We start from the raw sequence: 26,930 nt of genomic DNA, 5'->3' as shown, positions 1-26,930 counted from the left end.
ATCGCCGTCGTGTCGTACCGTCCGGCCTTCGCACATTCCGCTGTCGCTACGGGTCCGGTTTCCGCCCGAACCCTAGACGGTGCCCGGTCGTGCGGGGAACCGCAGGGGTGCCATCACCACCGGACCGTTACGTTTCCGCAGGAAGCGTGGACGGTGGACCGCGTCAGACCCGCGGGAGGGATTCCGCTTCCAGGCCGCCCTCGATCGCGAGGATGCGGTGCAGTCGGGTGGCGACGAGGAGGCGCTGCATCTGCGGCGGCACTCCGCGCAGGACGAGGCGGCGGCCGGTCCGGCCGGCCCGCCGGTGGGCTCCCATGATCACGCCGAGTCCGGTCGCGTCCCAGGAGTCGAGCCCGGTGAGGTCCAGCACGAGGTCGCCGTGGCCGTCGTCGAGCGCGGTGTGGAGGGCCGTACGGGCGTCCGCCGCGCTGCGCACGTCGAGGCGGCCCCCGACAGCGAGTTCGGCGTGGTCGCCCCTGATGTGCATATGTGCTCCCGGCAGTCCTGGGTACGTGGGGATCCGAGGGAAAGGATCCGACTGGTCCGTGGTCGGCAACTCTCACTGCAACTGACTGCCGTGCGGGCAGGGAAGTTGCCGACCGTGAGCGAACCGATACCTAATTCACCCGTGCGGGTGCAGGTATTCGAACGGGCGCCCGCATATCGGACGCCGCTCGCGGCTCGGCGGCTCAGTGCTTGTAGAAGCCCTGCCCGCTCTTGCGTCCGAAGTCGCCGGCGTCCACCATGCGGCGCATGAGCTCCGGCGGCGCGAACTTCTCGTCCTGGGACTCGGTGTAGATGTTGCTGGTGGCGTGCAGCAGGATGTCGACGCCCGTGAGGTCGGCGGTGGCCAGCGGTCCCATGGCGTGGCCGAAGCCGAGCTTGCAGGCGATGTCGATGTCCTCGGCGGAGGCCACACCCGATTCGTACAGCTTCGCGGCTTCCACGATCAGGGCGGAGATCAGACGGGTCGTCACGAAACCGGCGACGTCGCGGTTGACGACGATGCAGGTCTTGCCGACGGACTCGGCGAACGCGCGCGTGGCCGCGAGGGTCTCGTCGCTCGTCTTGTAGCCGCGGACGAGCTCGCAGAGCTGCATCATCGGGACGGGCGAGAAGAAGTGCGCGCCGACGACCCGCTCCGGACGCTCCGTCACGGCCGCGATCTTGGTGATCGGGATGGCGGAGGTGTTGGACGCGAGGATCGCGTCGTCCCGGACGAGCTTGTCGAGCGCGCGGAAGATCTCGTGCTTGACCTCAAGCTTCTCGAAGACGGCCTCGACGACGATGTCGACGTCGGCGACCGCGTCGAGGTCAGTGGTCGTCTTGATGCGGGCGAGCGCGGCCTCGGCGTCCTCGGCCGTCATCTTGCCCTTGGAGACGAACTTGTCGTACGAGGCCTTGATGCCGTCGGTGCCGCGGGTCAGCGCGGCGTCGGTGACATCACGCAGAACGACGTCCCACCCCGCCTGAGCGGAGACCTGAGCAATTCCGGAACCCATAAGTCCGGCACCGATGACGGCGAGCTTCCCAGCCACTGCACACCCCACGTTCTTCCATACGGCCCAGCTTCGTAGCCTCTCCGGCGGAGACTAGCGCTCGCGGGGGTTCGTGTGACCGCGAAGTAACACGCGTCACGTCTCAACTGACGGACATCACACCGGTACGGCTCAGCCCCTCGGCCCGGCCGTCCAGTTCACCGATCGCCCGGATCGACGTACGCCTCCTCCAGCTCCCGGATGCGGGCCATGTCCCGCTCGGCGGCCGCGAGGTCCCCGGATTCCAGCGCCACGGCGGCCCGGCCCGCGAGGTGGCGGAGGCCCTCCCGGGGCCCTCGTGTCGCCCTCCAGCCGGGCACTGGACCGCCTGGAGATCCCCTCCGGACGGAACCGCGCCCAGCCCACGTCGTGCAGGTTCGACTCCCCCGGCGGGAGCTCCGCGCCCAGCAGGTCCTTCGCGTAGTCCCGGACCAGGGCGTCCCGTTCGGCGGGCCGCGGCGCCCACGGCCAGGGCGGGTCCCCGGCCGCGAGGTCGGCCCGGCCGCGCAGGAAGGAGCGCGGACGCCGGGCCGCCCCGACGTCCCCTGCTGCCACCGCCGCGCGCCCCGCCCCGACGGCCGCGGCCAGTTCGGCTCACTGCCAGATTCCGAACATCTCGGTCAAACCATCACCTCTGCGCCCTCCTGCTCCCATTTCAGGGGCCGGCGGTGGACGGTACCGGGCACGGGAGCGCCACCGCGTGCGATTTACCGGCGGGCCTCACTACGCTGGCCGCATGGTGAACCTCACGCGCATCTACACCCGCACCGGCGACAAGGGCACGACCGCGCTCGGCGACATGAGCCGCACGGCCAAGACCGATCTGCGGATCTCCGCGTACGCCGACGCCAACGAGGCCAACGCGGCCATCGGCACGGCGATCGCCCTCGGCAGCCTGCCCGAGGATGTCGTGAAGGTCCTGGTTCGGGTGCAGAACGACCTGTTCGACGTCGGCGCCGACCTGTGCACCCCGGTCGTCGAGAACCCCGAGTACCCGCCGCTGCGCGTCGAGCAGTTCTACGTCGACAAGCTCGAAGCGGACTGCGACCTCTTCAACGAGCGGCTGGAGAAGCTGCGCAGCTTCATCCTCCCCGGCGGCACCCCCGGCGCGGCCCTGCTGCACCAGGCCTGCACGGTGGTCCGGCGCGCCGAGCGCTCCACCTGGGCGGCCCTGGAGGTGCACGGCGAGGTGATGAACCCGCTGACCGCCACCTACCTGAACCGCCTCTCCGACCTCCTCTTCATCCTCGCCCGTACGGCCAACAAGGAGCTCGGCGACGTCCTCTGGGTGCCCGGCGGCGAGCGCTAGAGCTAGGGCTAGCGCTCGCGCCCGGCCGCGGCCGGCTCCTCCTGCGGCTGCGCCGCCGGGGGCTTGCGCGGCCAGATCGTGTACGTGGCGGCGATGACGGCCTGGATGCCGAGCACCCGCAGGGCGGCGAACTGCCAGGCCTGTAGGCCGCCGGTGTCGGCCGCGTCGCCCACGTACCAGATCGCGCCCTGGAGCAGTCCGAGCGCGACGGCGACGCCGGCCAGGGTGCGGATCCACAGCTTCCACTCGTGGACCGCCCTGGCCTTCCCGTACGTCGGTCCGGGCGGTTTCGGGCCCCCTCCGAAGCGGTGCGCCGCGTGCCGGTCGAGCCACTGCACGGTGTAGTGGCCGTAGCCGACGCTGTAGCCGATGTACAGGGCGGCCAGGCCGTGCGTCCAGCTCGGCTCGCCGCCGTTCTTGAGGTCCAGGGTGGTGACCACCAGCAGGGCGAGCTCCAGCAACGGCTCGCACAGCAGGACCGCCGCCCCGAGCCGGGGCATCTTCGCGAGGTAGCGCAGGGCCAGTCCGCCGGCCAGCAGCACCCAGAAGCCGATCTCACAGGCGATGATCAGGGCGACGAGCACCGGATTCCCCTTCCACGACGGCCGGCCGCCGACGACCGGCGACCACTGCATCCAGCCTGGCGCCGGGTGCGGGCCGCTTCGTCGTCGCCGCTGACGAACCGTGACTGCATCCTTCGGTGTAGTGCCGACCCCGCCCGTCTCAGCCCCGGTACCGAGGCCGGGACCTCCCGCACCCTGTTGGATGGAACCGTGACCCCGACCACCACCCCGACCGCGCACACGCCCGCGCACGCCCGGATCTTCCGCCCCCACCGCGACGACGTCCTCCTCGCGGTGGTCAGCGTGCTCTCGGGCCTGCTGCTGTGGTCGCTCGGCATCTACAACACGAGCGACCGGCACTTCTTCCCCGCCTGGGCGGCCCTGGTCCCGCTCCTCGCGCTCGGCCCGATGGAGCTGCTGCGCCGCACCGCGCCGCGCGTCACGCTGGCCGTCGGCACCGTCGGGGTGATCGCCGACCAGTTCACCGTGGGCAATCTGGCCACCGTTCTGGTCTTCACGGACCTGATGTACGCGGCCGTCGTCTACGGCAAACCCGCCATGGCCCGGCGCCTCCCGGTCCACACCGGCCTGGTCACCATCGCCGTCACCGTCGCGTCCGTGGCCTGGCTGCGCACCCCGCAGTCGCTGATGATCGGTGTGATCACCGGCATCGTGTGCTTCGGCCCGGCCCTGACCGGTGCCACCCTGCGCAACCACCGCGAGGCCGCCGAGGCCGCCCGGCTGCGCGCCGAGCAGACCGCGCTGCTGGCCGAGATGGACCGCAGTCAGGCCGTCGTCGCCGAGCGGGCCCGGATGGCCCGCGAGCTGCACGACATGGTGGCCAACCACCTGTCCGCCATCGCCATCCACTCCACGGCCGCGCTGTCGATCGACTCCCCCGCGACGAGCCGGGAGGCCCTCGGGGTGATCCGGGAGAACAGCGTGCAGGGGCTGGCCGAAATGCGCCGCCTGATCGGGCTGCTGCGGGACGCGGGCGCGGACCAGGAGGCGGTCGCCACGCCGTCCCTCGCTGCGCTCGACGCCCTGCTGGGGCAGGCCCGGGTCAACGGGGCCGCGAGCGGGCTGGACTTCGTGCTCCAGGGCGGCCTGCTGCCCGGGGAGCCGCTGCCGGCCCCGGTGGAGCTGGCGGCGTACCGGATCGTCCAGGAGTCGCTGACGAACGCCCTCAAGCACGCCGTCCCGGGCACGGTCCGGGTCCGCGTGACGCGCGCGGACGGGCTGCTGACCGTACGCGTGGAATCCCCGTACGGAGACCGGCCGGGCCCCCGCGCCCCCGGCTCGGGAGCGGGGCTGGTCGGCATGCGGGAACGGACCGAGCTGTTGGGCGGGGAGTTCTCGGCGGGCCGGGCGGGATCGGTTTGGTTGGTGCGGGCGGAGCTGCCCGCTGAGGAGAAGGCGGTGGCCGGATGAGCATCCGGGTCGTGGTGGCCGAGGACCAGAGCGCGGTACGGGCCGGGCTGGTGCTGATCCTGCGCAGCGCGGGCGACATCGAGGTCGTGGGCGAAGCGGCGGACGGCGAGGAGGCGGTGCGGACGGCGCGGGAGCTGCGGCCGGATCTCGTCCTCATGGACGTGCAGATGCCGCGGCTCGACGGGGTGTCGGCGACCCGCCAGGTGGTCGCGGAGGGGCTGGCCGATGTGCTGGTGCTGACCACCTTCGACCTGGACGAGTACGTGTTCGGCGCCCTGCGTGCGGGGGCGGCGGGCTTCCTGTTGAAGGACGCGGACGCGGCCGAGCTGATCGGGGCGGTACGGACGGTCGCGCGCGGGGAGGGCCTGATCGCCCCGTCGGTGACCCGGCGGCTGATCGCCGAGTTCGCGGCTCCGCGGCCGCTGAAGGCCGCGGTGGCTCCGGAGACGGCCGCGGCGGTGGACTCGCTGACGCGGCGGGAGCGGGAGGTGTTCGGGTGTCTGGGAGAGGGGCTGTCGAACGCGGAGATCGCGGTGCGGCTGGAGATGGCGGAGGCGACGGTGAAGACGCACGTCAGCAGGCTGCTGGGGAAGCTGGGGCTGCGCAGTCGGCTCCAAGCGGCCGTGTTGGCACAGGAGTTGGGCCTCTAGTGCGGCACTTGAGCGGAGCGGGGGCGAGGGTCCGGTGGAGGTCTGGACCTCTTGACGGTTGGTCCAGACCTTTCTAGGCTCGCGGCAACTGTGGTGAGCGTGCCATGACAAGCGTGCTCACGGGCGGCGCAGGTCCCACCCCCATGTCGTAGCCGGCCCCACGGCCACGACGGACCTACGGAGGAGCACCCTTGAGCACAGCACCCCCACCCCGCATCCGTCTGTTCAGAAGGCTCGCCGCGACCGTGGCCGCCCTCGCCCTGCCCGTCGCCGGACTCGTGGCCCTGGCGGGTCCCGCCGAGGCCGCCGCCTCCGCGACGGCCACCTACACGAAGGTCTCCGACTGGGGAACCGGCTTCGAGGGCAAGTGGACGGTGAAGAACACCGGCACCACCACCCTCACGAGCTGGACCGTGGAATGGGACTACCCCTCGGGTACGACGGTCACCTCCGCCTGGGACGCCACCGTCACCAGCTCCGGCGCCCACTGGACCGGCAAGAACGTCGGCTGGAACGGCACCCTCGCCCCCGGTGCCACCATCAGCTTCGGCTTCAACGGCGCCGGCCCCGGCGCCCCGAGCGGCTGCAAGGTCAACGGCGGCTCCTGCGACGGCGGCACGACCCCCACCGACAGCCCGCCGTCGGCGCCCGGCACCCCCACCGCGAGCGGCGTCACCGACACCTCGCTGACCATCGGCTGGGCCGCGGCAACGGACGACAAGGGCGTCAAGAACTACGACGTCTACCGCGGCGGCACCAAGGTCGCGACCGTCACCGGTACGAGCTGGACCGACTCCGGCCTGACCAAGGGCACGACGTACACGTACGGCGTCATCGCCCGCGACACCGCGGACCAGAGCGGCCCGGCCTCCGGATCCCTCTCGGTCACCACGACCGGCGGCGGCACCACTCCCCCGGACCCGGGCGGCAAGGTCAAGCTCGGCTACTTCACCGACTGGGGCGTCTACCAGCGCAACTACCACGTGAAGAACCTGGTCACCTCCGGCTCCGCCGCGAAGATCACCCACATCAACTACGCGTTCGGCAACGTCCAGGGCGGCAAGTGCACCATCGGTGACTCCTACGCCGACTACGACAAGGCGTACACCGCCGACCAGAGCGTCGACGGCGTCGCCGACACCTGGGACCAGCCGCTGCGCGGCAACTTCAACCAGCTGCGCAAGCTCAAGGCCAAGTACCCGAACATCAAGGTGTTGTGGTCCTTCGGCGGCTGGACCTGGTCCGGCGGCTTCGGCCAGGCCGCGGCCAACCCGGCCGCCTTCGCCGACTCCTGCTACAGCCTGGTCGAGGACCCGCGCTGGGCGGACGTCTTCGACGGCATCGACATCGACTGGGAGTACCCCAACGCCTGCGGCCTGTCCTGCGACACCAGCGGCGCCGCCTCCCTCAAGAACGTCCTGTCCGCGCTGCGCACCAAGTTCGGCGGCAGCAACCTGGTGACCGCCGCGATCTCCGCGGACGGCTCCAACGGCGGCAAGCTCGACCTCGCCGACTACGCGGGCGCCTCCCCGTACGTCGACTTCTACAACGTCATGACGTACGACTTCTTCGGCGCGTGGGACGCCAAGGGCCCGACCGCCCCGCACTCCCCGCTCACCTCGTACGCGGGCATCCCGATCGCCGGCTTCAACTCCGAGGCCGCGATCACCAAGCTCAAGGGCAAGGGGATCGCGGGCTCCAAGCTCAACCTCGGGATCGGCTTCTACGGCCGCGGCTGGACCGGCGTCACCCAGGACGCCCCCGGCGGCACCGCCACCGGGCCCGCCCCCGGCACGTACGAGCAGGGCATCGAGGACTACAAGGTGCTCAAGGGCAGCTGCCCGGCCAACGGCACCGTCGCCGGCACGGCCTACGCCAAGTGCGGCAGCAACTGGTGGAGCTACGACACCCCCGCCACCATCGCCGGAAAGATGAACTGGACCAAGCAGCAGGGCCTCAGGGGCGCCTTCTTCTGGGAGTTCAGCGGCGACACGGCGAACGGCGAACTCGCCCAGGCGATCCACACCGGTCTCCAGTAGCCCCCACCTGCCGGCCCGGTGAACGACGAAGCCGGGGAGCCGGGGTCCGCCCCCCGGCTCCCCGGCTTCTCTTCGCCACGCGCCACTCGCACGGCTCGGCCCCGGGGCCTTCCCGCCGGACTCCGTCCGACGGGGACGGCAAACGCCGCCGGCCCTCAGGCCACGTTCACCCTCTGCCCCGGAGGCGCCGCCTCCAGCCAGGCCAGGAAACCCGTCAGCGCGTCCTCGCTCATCGCCAGCTCCAGGCGGGTCCCGCGGTGGAGACAGCAGAGGACGACGGCGTCGGACAGCAGGGCCAGCTCCTCCTCGCCCTCGGGGGCGCGGCGGGCGACCACCTCGATGGAAGAGCGCTCCAGCAGCCGGCGCGGGCGCGGGGAGTACGAGAAGACGCGGAACCACTCGATGCGGTCACCGCTGTAGCGGGCGACCCCGTACACCCAGCCCTTGCCGGAGATGTCGGGTTCCTCGGAGACACCCCAGCGCAGGCTGCAGTCGAAGGTCCCGCCGGAACGCTGGATGAGTCTGCGGCGAAGGCCGAAGACAAACAGCCCGATCACCACCAGGGCTACGACCAGGCCGCTCACAAGCAGAGCGAGGAGCATCTTCACCGACCTCCTCGCTCATCGAGATACCGCACACGACTCCGCCCATCACCAGACAAGTCTGGGGGCGGACGTACATTGCCTCAGCCGCGACCCGGTCTGGAAAATTCCAGAACGGACCGCGGCTGAGGTCTCAAACCAGTTCGGTACGGGGCTCAGTGCCCCGTGACCGCGCGCAGTCGGACATCGGCGCGACGCTCGGCGGCCGCATCGGCCTCCGACTTCGCGCGCTCCAGTGCCCGCTCCGCCCGCTGGACGTCAATCTCGTCGGCGAGCTCGGCGATCTCGGCAAGCAGGGACAGCTTGTTGTCCGCGAACGAGATGAATCCGCCGTGCACCGCTGCGACGACAGTGTTGCCTTCGCTGGTACGGATGGTCACCGGGCCCGATTCCAGCACACCGAGAAGCGGCTGGTGACCGGGCATGACGCCGATGTCGCCGGACGTGGTGCGGGCGACGACCAGGGTGGCCTCGCCGGACCAGACATTGCGGTCCGCCGCGACCAGCTCGACGTGCAGCTCAGCAGCCAAGGTGGCTCCTCGGGTCACCACCCGGCGGGTCAGCCGGGTGTTGGGTCAAATTCTAATGGGCGTGGGGAGAGGGACGGGACACACCCGCCCCTCTCCGTCAATCAGCTGTGCTCATGAGGAGCGCGGCTTCAGGAGACGCCCAGCTCCTTGGCGTTGGCCTTGAGGTCCTCGATGCCACCGCACATGAAGAACGCCTGCTCGGGGAAGTGGTCGTAGTCACCGTCGCAGATCGCGTTGAACGCGGTGATCGACTCGTCGAGCGGAACGTCCGAACCGTCCACGCCGGTGAACTGCTTGGCGACGTGGGTGTTCTGCGACAGGAAGCGCTCGACGCGACGGGCACGGTGGACAACGAGCTTGTCCTCCTCGCCCAGCTCGTCGATACCGAGGATCGCGATGATGTCCTGGAGGTCCTTGTACTTCTGCAGGATCCCCTTGACACGCATGGCGGCCGCGTAGTGGTCCGCCGCGATGTACCGCGGGTCGAGGATGCGGGACGTCGAGTCCAGCGGGTCCACGGCCGGGTAGATGCCCTTCTCGGAGATCGGACGGGAGAGAACCGTCGTCGCGTCGAGGTGGGCGAAGGTGGTCGCCGGCGCCGGGTCGGTCAGGTCGTCCGCGGGGACGTAGATCGCCTGCATCGAGGTGATCGAGTGACCACGGGTCGAGGTGATGCGCTCCTGGAGGAGACCCATCTCGTCGGCCAGGTTCGGCTGGTAACCCACCGCGGAGGGCATGCGGCCGAGCAGGGTCGACACCTCGGAACCGGCCTGGGTGTACCGGAAGATGTTGTCGATGAAGAAGAGCACGTCCTGCTTCTGAACATCGCGGAAGTACTCCGCCATGGTCAGACCGGCGAGCGCGACGCGAAGACGCGTGCCCGGCGGCTCGTCCATCTGGCCGAAGACGAGGGCGGTCTTGTCGATGACGCCCGAGTCACCCATCTCCTCGATGAGGTCGTTGCCCTCACGGGTACGCTCACCGACGCCCGCGAACACCGACACACCGTCGTGGTTGTTGGCGACGCGGTAGATCATTTCCTGGATCAGAACGGTCTTGCCGACACCGGCACCACCGAACAGACCGATCTTTCCACCCTTGACGTACGGGGTGAGAAGGTCGATGACCTTGACGCCGGTCTCGAACATCTCGGTCTTCGACTCAAGCTCGTCGAAGTTCGGGGCCTTGCGGTGGATCGGCCAGCGCTCGGTGACCTCGGCGTTCGCCTCGGGGTAGTTGAGCACCTCGCCCAGGGTGTTGAACACCTTGCCCTTGGTGAAGTCACCGACGGGGACGGTGATGCCCTCGCCCGTGTCGGTCACCGCGGCCTGGCGGACCAGACCGTCGGTCGGCTGCATCGAGATGGTGCGGACCATGCCGTCACCCAGGTGCTGCGCGACCTCAAGGGTCAGGGTCTTGAGCTTGCCGTCCTCGGCCGGGTCTGCGACCTGGACCTTGAGGGCGTTGTAGATCTCGGGCATGGCGTCGACGGGGAACTCCACGTCGACGACCGGGCCGATGACCCGGGCGACGCGGCCCGTGGCGGCGGCCGTCTCAACAGTGGTCGTCATTACTTGTCACTCCCCGCGGTCGCGTCAGCCATGGCGCTCGCGCCACCGACGATCTCGCTGATTTCCTGGGTGATTTCGGCCTGGCGGGCCGCGTTGGCAAGCCGGGAGAGGCTCTTGATGAGGTCTCCGGCGTTGTCGGTCGCCGACTTCATCGCGCGGCGGCGGGCGGCGTGCTCGGAGGCAGCCGACTGCAGCAGTGCGTTGTAAATACGGCTCTCGACGTAGCGCGGCAGCAGGGCGTCGAGGACGTCCTCCGCCGACGGCTCGAAGTCGAACAGCGGAAGGATCTCGCCCTTCGTGCCGGTCTCTTCCTGAACCTTGTCGAGGCTGAGCGGCAGCATCCGGCCGTCCACCGCGTTCTGCGTCATCATCGACACGAATTCCGTGTAGACGATGTGCAGCTCGTCGACGCCGCCCTCGGCCGTGTCCAGCTGGATGGCCTCGATCAGGGGCGCCGCGACGCGCTTGGCGTCGGCGTAAGCCGGGCTGTCGGTGAAGCCGGTCCACGAGTCCGCGACCTTGCGCTCGCGGAAGCCGTAGTAGGCGACACCCTTGCGGCCGACGATGTAGGCATCGACGTCCTTGCCCTCAGCACGCAGCCGCTCGGTGAGCCGCTCCGCCTGCTTGATGGCGTTCGAGGAGTAGCCGCCGGCCAGACCGCGGTCGCTCGTGATGAGCAGGACCGCGGCGCGGGTCGGCGCCTCGACCTCGGTGGTCAGGGCGTGCTTGTTGTTCGAGCCGGTCGCCACCGCGGTCACCGCACGGGTGAGCTCGGTCGCGTACGGCATCGATGCCGCCACCTTGCGCTGCGCCTTGACGATGCGCGAGGCGGCGATCATCTCCATCGCCTTGGTGATCTTCTTGGTCGCCGTGACGGCACGGATGCGACGCTTGTAGACCCGGAGCTGCGCTCCCATGAGTCAGGTCCCTTCCGTCGTCACTTGGAGACGTTGACGGCCGGCGCGTCCTCGCCCAGGAGCTTGCCGTCCGAGGTCTCGAACTGCTGCTTGAAGGCAGCGATGGCGTCAGCGATCGAGGTCAGCGTGTCGTCCGACATCTTGCCGCCCTCGGCGATGGAGGTCAGGAGGTCCTTGCGCTCGCGGCGCAGGTGCTCCAGAAGCTCCGACTCGAAGCGACGGATGTCGGCCACCGGAACGTCGTCCATCTTGCCGGTGGTGCCGGCCCAGACGGAGACGACCTGCTCCTCGACGGGCATCGGCTGGTACTGGCCCTGCTTCAGCAGCTCGACCATGCGCTTGCCGCGCTCCAGCGAGTTCTTCGACGCGGCGTCCAGGTCGGAACCGAAGGCGGCGAACGCCTCCAGCTCGCGGTACTGGGCGAGGTCCACGCGGAGACGGCCGGAAACCTGCTTCATGGCCTTGTGCTGCGCGGAACCACCGACGCGGGAGACCGAGATACCGACGTTCAGCGCCGGGCGCTGGCCCGCGTTGAACAGGTCGGACTCCAGGAAGCACTGGCCGTCGGTGATGGAGATGACGTTGGTCGGGATGAACGCCGACACGTCGTTCGCCTTGGTCTCGACGATCGGCAGACCGGTCATCGAACCGGCACCCATCTCGTCGGAGAGCTTGGCGCAGCGCTCCAGCAGACGCGAGTGCAAGTAGAAGACGTCACCCGGGTAGGCCTCACGGCCCGGCGGGCGGCGCAGCAGCAGCGACACGGCGCGGTAGGCGTCGGCCTGCTTCGACAGGTCATCGAAGATGATCAGGACGTGCTTGCCGGCGTACATCCAGTGCTGGCCGATGGCGGAGCCGGTGTACGGCGCCAGGTACTTGAAGCCGGCCGGGTCGGACGCCGGGGCGGCGACGATCGTCGTGTACTCCAGCGCGCCGGCCTCTTCCAGGGCGCCGCGAACGGACGCGATGGTCGAGCCCTTCTGGCCGATGGCGACGTAGATGCAGCGGACCTGCTTGTTCACGTCGCCCGAGCGCCAGTTGTCGCGCTGGTTGATGATCGTGTCGACGGCCAGAGCGGTCTTGCCGGTCTGACGGTCACCAATGATCAGCTGACGCTGGCCACGGCCGATCGGCACCATCGCGTCGACGGCCTTGTAGCCGGTCTGCATGGGCTCGTGCACCGACTTACGGACCATGACGCCCGGGGCCTGCAGTTCGAGGGCGCGACGGCCTTCGGTCGCGATCTCGCCGAGGCCGTCGATCGGGTTGCCGAGCGGGTCGACAACACGGCCGAGGTAGCCCTCGCCGACACCTACGGAGAGAACCTCACCGGTGCGCTGCACCGGCTGGCCCTCCTCGATACCGCTGAACTCGCCGAGGACGATCGCACCGATCTCGCGCTCCTCAAGGTTGAGGGCGAGACCGAGGGTGCCGTCCTCGAACTTCAGCAGCTCGTTCGCCATGGCGGAGGGCAGGCCCTCCACCTTCGCGATGCCGTCGCCGGCAACGCTGACCGTTCCGACCTCCTCGCGCGAGGCCGCGTCCGGCTGGTACGACTGGACAAAGTTCTCCAGTGCGTCCCGGATCTCCTCCGGCCGGATCGTGAGCTCCGCCATCTGGGTTCCCTGCTCTCCTTGTTGGGCCTGAAGCTTCTTAGGGGTCTGGGGGCGACCCCCAGGAATCTTCTGCAAGTTCTGCACGGCCCAACCGGGCCGCTAGGAATGCGTTGTTCTATTGGTGGCTGGTCAGCCGGCCATGCGGCGGGACGCCTCGGCGAGGCGGTCCGCGATGGTGCCGTCGATGACCTCGTCGCCGACCCGCACCGAGATCCCGCCGAGGACCGCGGGGTCCACGTCGAGGTTCAGGTGCATCTGGCGGCCGTACAGCTTGGCCAGCACCGCGCCGAGACGCTGCCTCTGCACGTCGCTGAGCGGAACCGCGGTGGTCACGGTGGCGACCATGCGGTCACGGCGCTCGGCGGCGAGCTTGGAGAGGGACTCCAGTCCCGCTTCCAGGCTACGTCCACGCGGGTGCGTGACGAGACGCGTGACCAGACGCTCGGTGACGGCGTTCGCCTTGCCGCCGAGCAGGCTGCTCAGCAGCGCGCTCTTCGCGGAGGCGGTGGCCGCCCGGTCGGTCAGCGCGGCGCGCAGCTCGGTGTTCGAGGCGACGATCCGGCCGAAGCGGAACAGCTCGTCCTCGACCTCGTCCAGTCCACCGGCCTGCTGGGCCGCCGTGAGGTCGGCGGTGGCCGCCAGCTCCTCAAGCGAGTCCACCAGGTCGCGGGACTGCGACCAGCGGGACCGGGCCATGCCCGACACCAGGTCGAGGGTCTCCCCGCCGACCTGGGCGCCCAGCAGCCGGCGTACCAGCTCGGCCTTGGCCTCGCCGGACTGCGCCGGGTCCGTGATGACCCGACGCAGCGAGACCTCACGGTCGAGCAGCGCGGTGACGGCTGCCAGCTCGCCGGCGAGCTTCGCCACGTCGACGGACGTGTTGTCCGTCAGCGCGTCGAGACGCTCGCGCGCGGAGGCCAGCGCCTCGCGGCTCGCTCCGTTCATCGGGCCGCCTCGGCCTTCTCCTCAAGCTCGCTGAGGAAGCGGTCGATCGTGCGGCTCTGCCGGGCGGCGTCCTCAAGGGACTCCCCGACGAGCTTGCCGGCCAGGTCGGTGGCGAGCTTGCCGACGTCCTGGCGCAGCGCCTGAGAGGCGGCCTTGCGGTCGGCCTCGATCTGGGCGTGGCCGGCAGCGATGATCTCCTCACGCTGCCGCTGGCCCTCTGCGCGCAGTTCTTCCTTGAGCGCAGTGCCCTGCTCCAGCGCTTCCTGGCGCAGGCGCGCGGCCTCGTGCCGGGCTTCGGCGAGCTGGGCCTTGTACTGCTCCAGCACGCTCTGGGCCTCGGTCTGAGCGGCCTCAGCCTTCTCGATACCGCCCTCGATCTGCTCGCGGCGCTCGTCCAGAACCTTGTTGATGTTCGGGAGGAGCTTCTTCGCGAGGAAACCGAAGACGATGACGAAGGCGATCAGACCGATGACGAGCTCGGGGATCGGCGGGAAGAGCGGGTTTTCCGTCTCAGCCGCGAGAACCAGGAGGTTCACATCAGTGCCTTTCGTCTAATCGGACTAGTGGTCGTGGCTCGTCTTAGTAGACGAACGGCATGACCAGACCGATGAGGGCGAGCGCCTCACAGAAGGCGAAGCCGAGGATCTGGTTGGCGCGGATCAGACCGGCAGCCTCGGGCTGACGGGCGAGAGCCTGCGTGCCGTTACCGAAGATGATGCCGACGCCGACACCCGGGCCGATGGCCGCGAGACCGTAACCAACGGAGCTGAGGGAACCGGTGACGCCTTCGGCGGCAGCGAGGATCTGGGACATGCCAGTTCTTCCTTCTCTTTCACGGACCGGTGGGGGTTGGCCACCGGACGACAGGGGGTTTGGGGGAGGGCCGGACTCAGTGGTGCTCGGCGAGCGCGCCCTGGATGAAGCTGCAGGCCAGCAGCACGAAGACGTAGGCCTGGACAGCCTGGATGAAGAGCTCGAAGGCCGTCATCACGACGACCATGATGAAAGAGACGCCCGCGTAGGCGATCCCGATCCCGTTCAGCAGGTACCAGCTGGCGATGGTGAACAGCAGCAGCAGGGTGTGACCCGCGAACATGTTCGCGAACAGTCGGACCGCGTGGGTGAACGGGCGGACCAGGACGTTCGAGAAGAACTCGATGACCATGACGAGCGGGAGGACCGGGCCGAGCGACTTGTCGTAGCCGGTCAGGTTCTTGAATCCGCCGACGAAGCCGTGACGCTTGAACGTCACCGACATCCAGATGACGTAGACGATCAGCGCGAGAATCGCCGGGTACGCGATGATCGCGGTCACCGGGAACTGCGCCACGGGGACGATCGACCAGACGTTCAGGACCCAGACGAAGAAGAACAGCGACACCATGAAGGGGACGTACTTCTCGCCCTCCTTCTTGCCCAGCGTCTCGTACACGATGCCGCGGCGCACGAAGTCGTAACCGGCCTCGGCGACCATCTGAAGCTTGCCCGGAACGACCTTCGGCTTCCGGAACGCGGCCCAGAAGAAACCGACGATGATCAGCGAGCCCAGGAGGGCCAGCAGCATCGGCTTGTTGAAGTACACACTGGTCAGGCCGGGTTCGCCCCACAGCGGCTCGAAGAGGAACGAGTGCAGGCCCGGACCGGGGAAGCCACATCCGTCGAAGATGTGACAGTCGGTCTCGAAAGCGAGCACCTGCGTCAGGTCAGCACTCACCGCGGGCTCCTTCAGCGTGGCGCATAGGTACGGCAACCTCGTTGTGTCGGCGCGGCGCACAGCCGCTGTTCGGCACTGGACTGGTGTTACGGGTGTGGGGGCGGCGATCAGGCATCGAGCCTCGCGATGGAACAGGCGTCAGCTCAGATGCCCGCGCCCGCAATGCCGCAGTTGGAACCGGACGATAGCAGCATCTCGAACGCTCACTTATCCCGGCCCTACCCCTCACGACTTCGGCCCCGAATTTTCGGGCTTGTCGCCCTTTGTCGAGTCCGGTTCGACGTACAGGATCTTGGCCTTCATGTGAGCACGCGTCTGTGCACCGATCCACACGAGGGTGGTGGCGACGAGCGTGATCGCGAATGCACGGGGGTTGAACAGCGTCGTGTTCTTGAACACGGCGAGAAAGACGAAGAGCAGCAGGATCTGGGCCGTGTAGAGCATCAGCCCCATGGCCTGGAACAAGTGCGGCAGCGATTTCGCGGTGCGTTGCAGAACGACGAATCCGATGCCCATGAACAGCATCACCAGCAGCGTCGCGATGACAGCGCCAAGGGCCCCCTTGCCGCCTGCCACCACGGCGCTGATGACGGCGGCGAGAGCGCCGGCGACAGCTGTGGGTACAGCGGCATGCAGGAGGGATCGGACGTCATCTGACCGCATGGCGGGTTGCTCCGCGTGGTGGTGGGGGCACGGACTCGTACGGACTCGTACGGGACGAGCGTAAGCCCGGTCCGAGATCGAGCCTCGGGCCAATGGACCGTCGCACTACGGTCCTTCGGCTCTGTCGCCGGGTTTAGTGAACGGTATCACAAACTATTTGATGAGAGCTTTACCTGTGGAGTGTGCCGACTGTCACACATGAGAGCTAACCCGCCCGTGTGTGCGCGACAACCCGTCGTTGTGTGTGGTAAAGGCGTTCCATGTCCGACATGTACCGCGGCCGTCAGCGCGTCGACTCGGCCTTACGCCGGTCGGGGAAGCGCGAACGGGGGCCTACGGCGGTCGCTCCGTTGACGCCCGAGACGCCGACCCTGATCTGACGGGCGGGATCCGGCTCGCGGCCCGAGGCGTCCTGGGCGGCCGCCTCGGCGGCGCGCTCCGCGTGCCGGTAGCGCGGCGGGACCAGACCCTCGGCCCAGCGCGGGGCGCGCGGGGTGAAGCGCGGCAGGAGCAGGAGGACCAGGCCCACCGCGCTCAGCGCGACGATCGCGAGCACGATCCACATCGACGCCGAGTGCACCGAGTACGCCACCGCGCCGAAGGCGATCAGTCCTGACCAGAAGTACATGATCAGCACCGCGCGGCTGTGCGAATGCCCGAGTTCCAGCAGTCGGTGGTGCAGGTGTCCGCGGTCGGCCGCGAAGGGCGACTGGCCCTTCCAGGTGCGGCGCACGATGGCCAGGACCAGGTCCGCCATCGGGATCGCGATGATCGTCAGCGGGAGCAGAAGCGGAATGAAGACCGGGAGCATCGCGTGCGTCGCGTTGCGCTCACCGCCGGCGAACAGCGCCATGGTGTCCGGGTCCACCTGCCCGGTGATCGAGATCGCGGAGGCGGCGAGCACCAGGCCGATGAGCATCGATCCGGAATCGCCCATGAAGATCCGGGCCGGATGCATGTTGTGCGGCAGGAAGCCCAGGCACATGCCCATCAGGATCGCGGCGAAGAGGGTCGCGGGCGCTGCCGCCTCGATGCCGTAGCCGAACCAGATCCGGTACGAGTAGAGGAAGAACGCCGTGGCGGCGATGCAGACCATGCCGGCGGCCAGGCCGTCGAGCCCGTCCACGAAGTTCACCGCGTTGATGGTGATCACGACGAGGGCCACCGTGAGCAGGTTGCCCTGCCATTGGGTCAGCGCGACCGTCCCGATGCCGGGGACGGGGATCCACAGCATCGTCAGACCCTGCATGACCATCACACCGGCGGCGATCATCTGCGCGCCGAGCTTGATCAGGGCGTCGATCTCGAACTTGTCGTCGAGCACGCCGATCAGCCAGATCAGCGCCGCTCCGGAGAGCAGCGCCCGCGGTTCGTTCGACAGCTCGAAGACGCCGTTGAGGTTGCGCAGGTGGTCCGCCACCAGCAGCCCCGCGCACAGTCCGCCGAACATGGCGATGCCGCCGAGTCTCGGAGTGGGCTCGCGGTGCACGTCGCGGGCGCGGATCTCCGGCATCGCACCGGCCGCGATCGCGAACTTCCGCACGGGCCCGGTGAGCAAGTAGGTCACCGCGACCGTGACGCAAAGCGTCAGCAGATATTCACGCACGGGCTGCCCCAGATGTATCGCCGGCCATCTCAGCCCCACACATTAGCTGCGATGTACCCCTCACCGAGGACGCGAGGGGGCGTTACCGCGGTTGCGGTACGCCCTGCTTGCACTGATTACTCCCCGTATGGGGGAAATCTACGCGTCAGCTCGGCCACTTCTGCGCGGATACCCGTCCCCGCGCCGCGCAGTACTGCGGTGAACAGCTCGGCGATCCGGGCCATCTCGGGCTCCCGCATGCCCTGGGTGGTGACGGCGGCCGTGCCGAGCCGGATCCCGCGCTGGTCCCCGTACGGAAGGACGCAGGTGTCCAGCACGATGCCGGCGGCGGCGAGCCGGCCACGGGCGACCGGGCCGTCGACGCCGAGGGGTGCCGGGTCGGCGGTGATCAGGTGGGTGTCGGTGCCGCCCGTCGTCACCGCGAAACCGTGCGCCGCCAGCTCGTCGGCCAGCGCCCGCGCATTGGCCACGACCCGGTGGGCGTACGTGGTGAACGCCGGCGCCGCGGCCTCGCCGAAGGCGACCGCCTTCGCGGCGATGGTGTGCATCTGCGCGCCGCCCTGGGTGAAGGGGAACACCGCCCGGTCGATCCGCTCGGCGAACTCGGCGCCGCACAGCACCATCCCGCCGCGCGGGCCGCGCAACACCTTGTGGGTCGTCGCGCAGACGATGTCGGCGTACGGGACGGGGCTGGGCGCGGCCCCGCCGGCGACGAGCCCGATCGGATGGGCGGCGTCCGCGATGAGGTACGCCCCCACCTCGTCGGCGATCTCCCGGAACACCGAGTACTCCGGGTGCCGCGGATAGGAGATCGACCCGCAGACGATCGCCTTGGGCCGGTGCGTCCGCGCCAGCTCCTGCACCTGCAGGTAGTCGATCAGGCCGCTCTCGGCGTCGACCCCGTACCCGACGAAGTCGAACCAGCGTCCGGAGAAGTTGGCGGGCGAGCCGTGCGTGAGGTGCCCCCCGTACGTGAGCCCCATCGCCAGCACGGTGTCCCCGGGCCGCAGCAGCGCGGCGTACGCGGCCAGTACGGCGGCGGAACCGGAATGCGGCTGGACGTTGGCGTGCTCGACCCCGAAGAGCGCCCGGGCCCGCTCGACGGCCAGTCCCTCGGCGAGGTCCGCGTACTCGCAGCCGCCGTGGTAGCGCGCACCGGGGTACCCCTCGGCGTACTTGTTGGCCAGCGCAGAGCCCAGTGCCGCGAGCACGGCGGGAGAAGTGAAGTTCTCGGCGGCGATCAGCTGCAGTGTCGTGGCCTGGCGCTGCGCCTCGCCCGCGAGCACGTCGGCCATCTGCGGATCCTGCTGCCGCAGCAGGTCCGTCGGCGGGGTGATGACGCTCATGGCGCGACTCCAGTGGGCTGTCCCGGTACTCGCCACTGTAGGCCCGCGGCCCAGATCCCGCCCCTCAGCGCTGTGGGACGCGCCGCCCTGCTCCCGGCCCGTCGGTGGTGCGGGCCGTGTCGCCCGTCAGGACCGGCTGCGCCGGCCTCCGGCCGGCCACCGTCAGCGGGAAGCCGTCACGCCCGTCAGGGCCGTGACGACCGGGTCCAGCGCCTGGTTGATCTCGTCGCCGATCGAGCGGAAGAAGGTGATCGGCGCACCGTACGGGTCGTACACCTCGTCCGCGTCGGGCGAGGGGGCCAGCAGCCACCCGCGCAGCGCCGCCGCGGCCCGTACCAGCGCCCGCGCCCGCTCCGCCACCCCGTCGTCCAGCGGCGGGAGGGTGGCCGGATCTATCGCCCGGACCAGCCGGGTGAACTCCTTCAGCGTGAAGGTCCGCAGGCCCGCCGAGTGCCCCATCGAGATGACCTGGGCCCGGTGGTCGCGGGTGGCCGTCAGCACCAGGTCGGCCCGTATGACGTGCTCGTCCAGCAGCTCCCGGCCGGTGAACCCGGACGCGTCCGCGCCGAAGTCCGCGAGCACGGCGGCCGCGTTCGCCTCCATCGGCGCGCCCTCGTGGCCCCAGGTCCCCGCGCTCTCCACGATCAGGTCGCCGGCCGGAATGCCACCCAGCCGGTGCGCCAGCGCATGCCGGGTCAGCCGCTCGGTGATCGGCGAGCGGCAGACGTTGCCGGTGCTGACGTGAAGGATGCGGAAGGTGCCCCCTCCGGCGGCCGCCGGGGAGTGCCCGTTTGCTATGCCACGCCCCCGAGGGCTCACGGGGCCACCTCAAGGTCGGGTACGACCTCCCGCAGCTGCTCGGCGGTCAGCGCCCCCTCGCGCAGCAGGACGGGAACCTTCCCGGTGACGTCGACGATCGACGAGGGCTGGATGCCCGGGGTCGGACCGCCGTCCAGGTACACGGACACGGAGTCGCCCAGCATCTCGCGCGCCGCGTCGCAGTCCTCCGGCGCCGGGTGCCCGGTCAGGTTGGCCGAGGACACGGCCATCGGGCCGACCTCGGTCAGCAGCTCGATGGCGACGGGGTGCAGCGGCATCCGGACGGCCACGGTGCCGCGGGTCTCGCCGAGGTCCCAGGCCAGCGAGGGCTGGTGCTTGGCGACGAGCGTCAGCGCGCCCGGCCAGAAGGCGTCGACGAGCTCCCAGGCCTGCTCGGAGAAGTCCGTGACGAGGCCGTGCAGGGTGTTCGGGGAGCCGATGAGCACCGGGGTCGGCATGTTGCGGCCACGGCCCTTGGCGGCGAGCAGGTCACCGACGGCCTCCGCGCTGAAGGCGTCCGCGCCGATCCCGTAGAGGGTGTCGGTGGGCAGCACGACGAGCTCGCCGCGGCGCACGGCGGATGCGGCTTCACGCAGACCCGTCTTGCGGTCCGTCGCGTCGTTGCAGTCGTATCGCCGGGCCATCAGCGGGACTCCTCGTGCAGCAGGGGGGTGGCGGTAGGGGTCGCGCCCGTCACGGCAGGGCCTTGCGGGCGGTGGCGAAGCGCGGGCGGTTGTTCAGGTCGGGGTGGTCGGCGGCATCGGCCCAACCCCGCTCGTCGGCGAAGATCCACGGCACCTGGCCGCCCTGGGTGTCGGCGTGCTCGATGACGACGATGCCGCCGGGCCGCAGCAGGCGGTGCGCGGTGCGCTCGATGCCGCGGATGGTGTCGAGGCCGTCCTCGCCGGAGAACAGCGCCATCTCGGGGTCGTGGTCGCGGGCCTCGGGGGCGACGTACTCCCACTCGGTGAGCGGGATGTACGGCGGGTTCGAGATCACCAGGTCGACCTGGCCGTCCAGCTCGGGCAGGGCGCTCAGCGCGTCGCCCTGGTGGACGGTGACCCGGGAGCCTTCGGCGTTCTTGCGGGTCCACCGCAGGGCGTCCTCGGACAGCTCGACCGCGTGCACGCGCGAGCGCGGCACCTCCTGTGCCATGGCCAGCGCGATGGCGCCGGACCCGGTGCACAGGTCCACGATCAGCGGCTCGACGACGTCCATCGCGCGGACGGCGTGTATGGCCCAGTCCACGACCGACTCGGTCTCGGGCCGGGGCACGAACACCCCGGGACCGACCTGGAGCTCCAGGTACCGGAAGAAGGCGCGGCCGGTGATGTGCTGGAGCGGCTCGCGCGCCTCGCGGCGGGCGACGGCCTCCCAGTAACGGGCGTCGAAGTCCGCGTCCTTGACGTGGTGCAGTTCCCCCCGCTTGACGCCGTGCACGAAGGCCGCGAGCTCCTCCGCATCGAAGCGCGGTGAGGGCACGCCGGCGGCGGCCAGCCGCTGGGTGGCCTGGGCCACCTCGGCAAGCAGCAAGTTCACGCTGGTCCTCCGGGCTGCTGTCGTACGGGGGTGGAGCGGGGGTCGTACAAGGTCGAGCGGGGTCGCGCGGGGCGGGCGCGGATCAGGTCGCGGACGCGAGCTTGGCGGCCGAGTCCGCGTCGACGCAGGCCTGGATCATGGGATCGAGGTCGCCGTCGAGCACCTGGTCCAAGTTGTACGCCTTGAAACCGGTCCGGTGGTCCGAGATCCGGTTTTCCGGGAAGTTGTACGTACGGATCTTCTCGGAGCGGTCCACGGAGCGCACCTGGCTGCGGCGCACGTCGGAGGCCTCCTGCTCGGCGGCCTCCTGGGCCGCGGCCAGCAGGCGCGACCGGAGGATGCGCATCGCCTGCTCCTTGTTCTGGAGCTGGCTCTTCTCGTTCTGGCAGGAGGCGACCACACCGGTCGGGACGTGCGTGATGCGCACGGCCGAGTCGGTGGTGTTGACGGACTGGCCGCCGGGGCCGGACGAGCGGTACACGTCGATGCGCAGGTCGTTCGCGTTGATCTCGACCTCGACCTCCTCGGCCTCCGGGGTGACGAGCACGCCGGCGGCGGAGGTGTGGATGCGGCCCTGGGACTCGGTGGCCGGAACGCGCTGGACGCGGTGCACGCCGCCCTCGTACTTCAGGCGGGCCCAGACGCCCTGGCCGGGCTCGGTGGCACCGTTGCCGCCCTTGGTGCGGACGGAGACCTGGACGTCCTTGTAGCCGCCGAGCTCGGACTCGGTGGCGTCGATGATCTCGGTCTTCCAGCCCACGCGCTCGGCGTAGCGCAGGTACATGCGCAGCAGGTCGCCGGCGAACAGGGCCGACTCGTCGCCGCCCGCGCCCGCCTTGACCTCAAGGAGCACGTCCTTGTCGTCGCTGGGGTCGCGCGGGACGAGCAGCAGACGGAGCTTCTCGGTGAGCTCCTCGCGCTGCGCGCTGAGCTCCTTCACCTCGGCCACGAAGTCCGGGTCGTCGGCCGCGAACTCCTTCGCCGTCTCGATGTCCTCGGCGGACTGCTTCCAGGCACGGAAGGTCGCGACGATCGGGGTCAGCTCCGCGTAGCGCTTGTTGAGCTTGCGCGCGTTGGCCTGATCCGAGTGGACCGAAGGGTCGGCGAGCTTCTTCTCAAGGTCGGCGTGCTCGCCGACCAGTTCCTCGACCGCCTCGAACATCGGGGGCTCCTGAAGTGAAAAGTATGAAAAAGGGCTGCGGGACGACAAAGGCGCCGGTCCGGCTGCCCCCGTGTGGACAGGGTGCAGCCGGGGTCCGGCGCCGGGGGCTCGCTACTTCGAGCCGGCAGCCTTGCCGAAGCGGGCCTCGAAGCGGGCAACACGGCCACCGGTGTCGAGGATCTTCTGCTTGCCCGTGTAGAACGGGTGGCACTCGGAGCAGACCTCGGCACGGATGGTGCCTTCGGTCAGGGTGCTACGGGTGGTGAACGACGCGCCACAGGTGCAGCTGACCTGGGTCTCGACGTACTCGGGGTGAACATCGCGCTTCAAGGTGTCTCCTAGATTCGGGAGGGCGCCGGGTCGCAGGAGCCGAATTGCGCACTGCGTGAACCGGGGCCGACAGACCAGTCTGCCAGGACCGGGCTGCCTGTCAAAATTCTGAGGACGCATCCCTCAACGAGGGGGGTCCGCCATCTATTCCGCTCCCCCGCGACAACAGCGTGACCAGGCGTTTTGCCCTGGTGGTAGCCGCACGCCCCGCCGTCGCGGGCCGCCGTCGCACTGAGGTCTACTTCACGATCTCGCCGGCCGTGCCCTTGTCGCCCATGGAGTTCTTGGTGGCCTCGGCGGGAACCGGCTGGTCGGCCAGCAGGGCGTCCCAGACCATCTTGGACTCCTTGGTGAGCGGGGCGACGCGGTCGGCGTCGCGCGCGTCCACGGTCACCGGCAGCGTGATCATGTGCATCTCCTGGGCGTCGATGCCCTGGAGGCTCTGCGCGAAGCCCATCAGGGACTTCACGTCACCGAGCGCCTTGTCGGTGGTGAGCGCCTTGGTGCCGGTGTCGGCGAGGTCGAGCAGCCGCTTGGGGTTGTCGAAGACGCCGATGCCCTTGACCTGCTTGATCAGGGCCTTCATGAACGCCTGCTGGAGCTGTATTCGGCCCAGGTCGGAGCCGTCGCCGACGCTCTTGCGGGTCCGTACGAGGCCCAGGGCCTGCTCGCCGTTCAGCTTGTTCTGGCCGGCCGGGAGGTCGAGGTGACTCGATCCGTCCTTGATCGGCTTGGTGGTGGTCAGCTCGACGCCGCCGAGGTTGTCGATGATCTTCTTGAAGCCCGTGAAGTCGACCTCGATGTAGTGGTCCATGCGGATCCCCGACATCTTCTCGACGGTCTTGACCGCGCAGGCGGCCCCGCCGATGGTGAACGACTCGTTGAACTGGGAGCGCGAGCTGCCGCGGTCGGTCTTGCCGTTGCTCAGCGTGCACGCCGGCCGGTTGACCATGGTGTCGCGCGGGATCGAGACGACGGTGGCCTTCTTGTGGCCGTCGTACAGGTGGACGATCATCGCCGTGTCGGAGCGGGCCGAGCCGCCGTCGTCGCGGCCGTACTCGGAATTGGCGCCGCCGCGGGAGTCGGAGCCGAGGACGAGGATGTCCATCGAACCGTTGTCCACGTTCTGCGGGCGGTCGGTGCCGAGCGCCTGGTCGATGTCGACCGTCTTCAGGTTCCCGTTCAGGTGGAAGTAGAACCAGCCGAGACCCGCCCCGCCCAGCAGGACCACGCCGGCGGCGCTCCACGCGGCGATGGCCAGGGCCTTGCGGCGCTTCGCGGGTTTCCGTCGGCGCCGGCTCGCGGCACGCCGGCCGCCGACCCTGCTGTCCTCGCTCATGCTCTCCTCAGTCCTGTACGTTCCCGGCCGGATCTCCGGCCCAGTGGCCTCCCCCGCACTGCCCTTTGACACAGACGGCCGAACGGGCTCCAGGGTTCCATGGCCGAGGGGGCGCCCCGACGGGTGCGCTGCGCCGGCCCGGGCGGGACGGGCGCGCCGTGACACCGCGCCCACCTGCGGTTTCCCCGGGGGACGTACGCCATGCCCCGCAGGTTCACGAAAACGGCAAGTGTGGCGAAGCTCGCATCGGCTCGGGTTTTCAGAAACGGGCGGGAAGGGGAGGGAAAGGGCGGAAACGGGCAGGGGCTCCCGGAAACGGTTCCGCATGCCCACCGGGCAGCCGGAACCCGAAACGCGCAACCGCCCCCGCCGCGGGTGCGGCGGGGGCGGTCGCGGTGGTGCGCAGGGCGACGTCAGTCGTCGTTCTTGCCCGACGGGGTCGTCTTGGCGATCTGCATCAGGAACTCGGCGTTCGACTTCGTCTGCTTCATCTTGTCGAGCAGCAGCTCGATGGCCTGCTGCGAGTCGAGCGCGTGCAGCACCCGGCGCAGCTTCCAGACGATGGCGAGCTCCTCGCTGTTGAGGAGGATCTCCTCCTTGCGGGTGCCCGAGGGGTCGACGTCGACGGCCGGGAAGATGCGCTTGTCGGCGAGCTTCCGGTCGAGCTTGAGCTCCATGTTGCCGGTGCCCTTGAACTCCTCGAAGATCACCTCGTCCATGCGCGAGCCGGTGTCGACCAGCGCGGTGGCCAGGATGGTCAGCGAGCCGCCGTCCTCGATGTTGCGCGCGGCACCGAAGAAGCGCTTCGGCGGGTACAGCGCGGTCGAGTCGACACCACCGGACAGGATGCGGCCGGAGGCGGGCGCCGCGAGGTTGTACGCGCGGCCCAGACGGGTGATGGAGTCCAGCAGGACGACCACGTCGTGACCCAGCTCGACGAGACGCTTGGCGCGCTCGATGGCCAGCTCGGCGACGGTGGTGTGGTCCTCGGCCGGGCGGTCGAAGGTCGAGGAGATGACCTCGCCCTTGACCGACCGCTGCATGTCGGTGACCTCTTCCGGACGCTCGTCGACCAGGACGACCATCAGGTGGCACTCGGGGTTGTTGGTGGTGATCGCGTTGGCGATCGCCTGCATGATCATGGTCTTGCCGGTCTTCGGCGGGGCCACGATCAGGCCTCGCTGACCCTTGCCGATCGGCGACACGAGGTCGATGATGCGGGTCGTCAGCACGCCCGGGTCGGTCTCCAGACGGAGCCGGTCCTGCGGGTACAGCGGGGTCAGCTTCTGGAACTCCGGTCGGCCGCGGCCGGATTCGGGCGCCATGCCGTTCACCGAGTCCAGACGCACGAGGGCGTTGAACTTCTCGCGGCGCTCGCCGTCCTTGGGCTGGCGCACCGCACCGGTGGTGTGGTCGCCCTTGCGCAGACCCGCCTTGCGGACCTGGGCGAGGGAGACGTACACGTCGTTCGGGCCGGGCAGGTAGCCCGAGGTCCGGATGAACGCGTAGTTGTCGAGGATGTCCAGGATGCCCGCGACGGGGATCAGGACGTCGTCGTCGGCGACCTGCGGCTCGTTCGGCGTGAACTCGTCGCGGCCGCGACGGCCACGGCGGTCGCGGTAACGGCCCCGGCGGCCGCGACGGCCGCCCTCGTCGTCGAAGTCGTCCTGCGGGCCGTTGTCCTGGCGGTCCTGACGACCCTGCTGGCCCTGCTGCTGGCGGTCCTGACGGCCACCCTGCTGCTGGCGGTCCTGACGGCCGCCGCCCTGGCCGCCCTGACCCTGGCCGGCCTGGCCCTGGCCCTGGCCCTGGCCCTGGCCACCCTGGCCGGCCTGGCTCTGGCCCTGGCCGCCCTGGCCCTGGTCGTCGGCCTTGGCTGCGCCGCGGTCACGGCGGTCGCGGCGGCCCTCGCCGCGCTCGGTACGGTCACCGCGGTCGCGGCGGTCGCGACGGCCGCGGCCGTCGCCCTCCTGGGCGGGCGCGGAGACGGCGGTGGCCGCCTCGACCTTGGTCTCGGCCGGAGCGGTCGCGGTGACGGCCTCGGTCTTCGCCTCGACCTGCACGGCGGCGGGGGCCGCGGCCTCCGGGCTGCCGGAGGGGGCCGTGGCACGGCGCCGGCGGCGCTCGCCGGCCGGGGCGTCCTCGCTGGCCGGCTGGCCCGGGATCTCGATCTGCGCCTGGGCGGCAGGCTTCTCGGCGGGCGCCTCCGCGGCGGCCTCACCCGTACGGGCCTTGCTGGTGGCGCGGCGCTTCGGCTTGGCCTCGGCGGCATCTGCGGCGGGGGCCGCGGCCTTGGGGGCGCTGCTGCCCGCCTGCGCCTCCTTGATGACCTCGATCAGCTGGCTCTTGCGCATCCGCGCGGTGCCCCTGATCCCGAGGCCCGACGCGACCTGCTGCAGCTCGGCCAGGACCATGCCGTCGAGGCCGGTACCGGAGCGGCGGCGCTTGGGCGCGGCTGCCGCGGCGGGAGCACTGGTGTCGACATTGGTGTCGGCAGCGCCCATCAGATCGGTGGTGTCGCTCACGAAGGGTCCTTCCCTGGAGCGGACGTCGGCCTGTCTGGCTCGGCGACCGGTTGTGCTGTCCGACAGCAGTCCATGGCCTGATGGGACGTGGACCGCAGCCGGGGCGGTGGTCCGCCGATAGAGATACGGCGGAAAGAAACGTGCATGGGTGGTTCCGGCGAGAAGCCCCCGAGCTG

General features: G+C 69.8%; 27 protein-coding genes. 4 read left to right on the top strand and 23 right to left on the bottom strand.

Annotated elements, in window-relative coordinates:
• Nucleotides 1-163: 163 nt before the first annotated feature.
• The 3 genes from OHA65_RS25875 to OHA65_RS25865 form a co-directional block, all read right to left on the bottom strand.
• Nucleotides 164-487 carry an STAS domain-containing protein gene (locus OHA65_RS25875; protein WP_030153791.1) on the bottom strand — a complete coding sequence of 108 codons (324 nt, stop codon included), beginning with the start codon at nt 485-487 and terminating at the stop codon, nt 164-166.
• A gap of 202 nt (nt 488-689) precedes the next feature.
• Nucleotides 690-1,538, bottom strand: coding sequence for a 3-hydroxyacyl-CoA dehydrogenase family protein (locus tag OHA65_RS25870; RefSeq protein ID WP_327285503.1), 849 nt, complete (start codon nt 1,536-1,538; stop codon nt 690-692).
• A 158-nt stretch (nt 1,539-1,696) separates the two neighbouring features.
• Nucleotides 1,697-1,858 carry a hypothetical protein gene (locus tag OHA65_RS25865; RefSeq protein WP_405756789.1) on the bottom strand — a complete coding sequence of 54 codons (162 nt, stop codon included), beginning with the start codon at nt 1,856-1,858 and terminating at the stop codon, nt 1,697-1,699.
• Between the two features lie 416 nt (nt 1,859-2,274).
• On the opposite strand from OHA65_RS25865, the gene OHA65_RS25860 reads away from it, so the two are divergent.
• On the top strand, nt 2,275-2,847 hold the full coding sequence (locus tag OHA65_RS25860) for a cob(I)yrinic acid a,c-diamide adenosyltransferase (protein ID WP_328763736.1): 573 nt from the start codon (nt 2,275-2,277) through the stop codon (nt 2,845-2,847).
• A gap of 8 nt (nt 2,848-2,855) precedes the next feature.
• Here OHA65_RS25860 and OHA65_RS25855 read toward each other — a convergent pair whose 3' ends face one another.
• On the bottom strand, nt 2,856-3,431 hold the full coding sequence (locus tag OHA65_RS25855; protein ID WP_371644859.1) for a hypothetical protein: 576 nt from the start codon (nt 3,429-3,431) through the stop codon (nt 2,856-2,858).
• Between the two features lie 189 nt (nt 3,432-3,620).
• Between OHA65_RS25855 and OHA65_RS25850 the strand changes: the two genes are divergently transcribed.
• The 3 genes from OHA65_RS25850 (at nt 3,621) to OHA65_RS25840 (ending at nt 7,530) form a co-directional block, all read left to right on the top strand.
• Nucleotides 3,621-4,841 carry a sensor histidine kinase gene (locus tag OHA65_RS25850; RefSeq protein WP_371644857.1) on the top strand — a complete coding sequence of 407 codons (1,221 nt, stop codon included), beginning with the start codon at nt 3,621-3,623 and terminating at the stop codon, nt 4,839-4,841.
• Complete coding sequence (locus tag OHA65_RS25845) at nt 4,838-5,491, top strand: response regulator transcription factor (RefSeq protein WP_327285498.1); 654 nt, start codon at nt 4,838-4,840, stop codon at nt 5,489-5,491. The genes OHA65_RS25850 and OHA65_RS25845 overlap by 4 nt, the downstream gene beginning before the upstream one ends.
• 215 nt (nt 5,492-5,706) lie before the next feature.
• Nucleotides 5,707-7,530 carry a glycosyl hydrolase family 18 protein gene (locus tag OHA65_RS25840; protein WP_371646932.1) on the top strand — a complete coding sequence of 608 codons (1,824 nt, stop codon included), beginning with the start codon at nt 5,707-5,709 and terminating at the stop codon, nt 7,528-7,530.
• Between the two features lie 155 nt (nt 7,531-7,685).
• Here OHA65_RS25840 and OHA65_RS25835 read toward each other — a convergent pair whose 3' ends face one another.
• The 19 genes from OHA65_RS25835 to rho all read right to left on the bottom strand — a co-directional run bounded on the left by OHA65_RS25835 (nt 7,686) and on the right by rho (nt 26,754).
• On the bottom strand, nt 7,686-8,132 hold the full coding sequence (locus tag OHA65_RS25835; RefSeq protein WP_327285497.1) for a DUF2550 domain-containing protein: 447 nt from the start codon (nt 8,130-8,132) through the stop codon (nt 7,686-7,688).
• Nucleotides 8,133-8,287: 155 nt separating this feature from the next.
• Nucleotides 8,288-8,662 (bottom strand): F0F1 ATP synthase subunit epsilon, encoded by a 375-nt coding sequence (locus OHA65_RS25830; RefSeq protein ID WP_008738187.1) that lies wholly within the window; start codon nt 8,660-8,662, stop codon nt 8,288-8,290.
• Nucleotides 8,663-8,790: 128 nt separating this feature from the next.
• Nucleotides 8,791-10,233 (bottom strand): F0F1 ATP synthase subunit beta, encoded by a 1,443-nt coding sequence (atpD, locus tag OHA65_RS25825; protein WP_327285496.1) that lies wholly within the window; start codon nt 10,231-10,233, stop codon nt 8,791-8,793.
• Nucleotides 10,233-11,150, bottom strand: a complete 918-nt coding sequence (locus tag OHA65_RS25820) for a F0F1 ATP synthase subunit gamma (protein WP_327285495.1) — start codon at nt 11,148-11,150, stop codon at nt 10,233-10,235. The genes atpD and OHA65_RS25820 overlap by 1 nt, the downstream gene beginning before the upstream one ends.
• Before the next feature lie 20 nt (nt 11,151-11,170).
• Nucleotides 11,171-12,766 carry a F0F1 ATP synthase subunit alpha gene (gene atpA, locus OHA65_RS25815; RefSeq protein WP_327285494.1) on the bottom strand — a complete coding sequence of 532 codons (1,596 nt, stop codon included), beginning with the start codon at nt 12,764-12,766 and terminating at the stop codon, nt 11,171-11,173.
• Nucleotides 12,767-12,895: 129 nt separating this feature from the next.
• Nucleotides 12,896-13,711 carry a F0F1 ATP synthase subunit delta gene (locus OHA65_RS25810; protein WP_328763732.1) on the bottom strand — a complete coding sequence of 272 codons (816 nt, stop codon included), beginning with the start codon at nt 13,709-13,711 and terminating at the stop codon, nt 12,896-12,898.
• Entirely contained in the window at nt 13,708-14,247 is a 540-nt protein-coding gene (locus tag OHA65_RS25805; protein ID WP_327285492.1) for a F0F1 ATP synthase subunit B, read from the bottom strand. The genes OHA65_RS25810 and OHA65_RS25805 overlap by 4 nt, the downstream gene beginning before the upstream one ends.
• Nucleotides 14,248-14,290: 43 nt before the next feature.
• Entirely contained in the window at nt 14,291-14,524 is a 234-nt protein-coding gene (gene atpE / locus OHA65_RS25800; RefSeq protein WP_030857147.1) for an ATP synthase F0 subunit C, read from the bottom strand.
• Nucleotides 14,525-14,600: 76 nt separating this feature from the next.
• The gene (gene atpB / locus OHA65_RS25795) at nt 14,601-15,440 is read right to left on the bottom strand and encodes a F0F1 ATP synthase subunit A (protein ID WP_328765234.1); all 840 of its coding nucleotides are present in this window, start codon (nt 15,438-15,440) and stop codon (nt 14,601-14,603) included.
• A gap of 210 nt (nt 15,441-15,650) precedes the next feature.
• Nucleotides 15,651-16,088: a hypothetical protein gene (locus OHA65_RS25790; protein WP_048476400.1), complete on the bottom strand. Its 438-nt coding sequence runs from the start codon at nt 16,086-16,088 to the stop codon at nt 15,651-15,653.
• A gap of 283 nt (nt 16,089-16,371) precedes the next feature.
• Complete coding sequence (locus OHA65_RS25785; RefSeq protein ID WP_327285491.1) at nt 16,372-17,694, bottom strand: MraY family glycosyltransferase; 1,323 nt, start codon at nt 17,692-17,694, stop codon at nt 16,372-16,374.
• Between the two features lie 116 nt (nt 17,695-17,810).
• Complete coding sequence (gene glyA, locus OHA65_RS25780) at nt 17,811-19,040, bottom strand: serine hydroxymethyltransferase (protein WP_327285490.1); 1,230 nt, start codon at nt 19,038-19,040, stop codon at nt 17,811-17,813.
• A gap of 162 nt (nt 19,041-19,202) precedes the next feature.
• Nucleotides 19,203-19,859 carry a protein-tyrosine-phosphatase gene (locus OHA65_RS25775; protein ID WP_405762514.1) on the bottom strand — a complete coding sequence of 219 codons (657 nt, stop codon included), beginning with the start codon at nt 19,857-19,859 and terminating at the stop codon, nt 19,203-19,205.
• Nucleotides 19,856-20,503 carry an L-threonylcarbamoyladenylate synthase gene (locus OHA65_RS25770; RefSeq protein ID WP_030153769.1) on the bottom strand — a complete coding sequence of 216 codons (648 nt, stop codon included), beginning with the start codon at nt 20,501-20,503 and terminating at the stop codon, nt 19,856-19,858. The genes OHA65_RS25775 and OHA65_RS25770 overlap by 4 nt, the downstream gene beginning before the upstream one ends.
• A 49-nt stretch (nt 20,504-20,552) precedes the next feature.
• Nucleotides 20,553-21,398, bottom strand: coding sequence for a peptide chain release factor N(5)-glutamine methyltransferase (prmC, locus tag OHA65_RS25765; protein WP_327285488.1), 846 nt, complete (start codon nt 21,396-21,398; stop codon nt 20,553-20,555).
• A gap of 82 nt (nt 21,399-21,480) precedes the next feature.
• On the bottom strand, nt 21,481-22,560 hold the full coding sequence (prfA, locus tag OHA65_RS25760; RefSeq protein WP_327285487.1) for a peptide chain release factor 1: 1,080 nt from the start codon (nt 22,558-22,560) through the stop codon (nt 21,481-21,483).
• A gap of 111 nt (nt 22,561-22,671) precedes the next feature.
• Entirely contained in the window at nt 22,672-22,890 is a 219-nt protein-coding gene (gene rpmE, locus OHA65_RS25755; RefSeq protein WP_030153765.1) for a 50S ribosomal protein L31, read from the bottom strand.
• 238 nt (nt 22,891-23,128) lie between these two features.
• The gene (locus OHA65_RS25750) at nt 23,129-24,229 is read right to left on the bottom strand and encodes an LCP family protein (RefSeq protein ID WP_327285486.1); all 1,101 of its coding nucleotides are present in this window, start codon (nt 24,227-24,229) and stop codon (nt 23,129-23,131) included.
• A 413-nt stretch (nt 24,230-24,642) separates the two neighbouring features.
• A complete protein-coding gene (gene rho, locus OHA65_RS25745; protein WP_405762512.1) occupies nt 24,643-26,754 on the bottom strand; it encodes a transcription termination factor Rho in 2,112 nt (703 codons plus the stop codon).
• Nucleotides 26,755-26,930 lie beyond the last annotated feature (176 nt).

Source organism: Streptomyces sp. NBC_00045 (assembly GCF_045041095.1).
In the GTDB taxonomy this organism is placed as follows: domain Bacteria; phylum Actinomycetota; class Actinomycetes; order Streptomycetales; family Streptomycetaceae; genus Streptomyces.
Note: the sequence above shows the minus strand (reverse complement) of the source record. Positions and strands in the feature narration are given on the sequence as shown.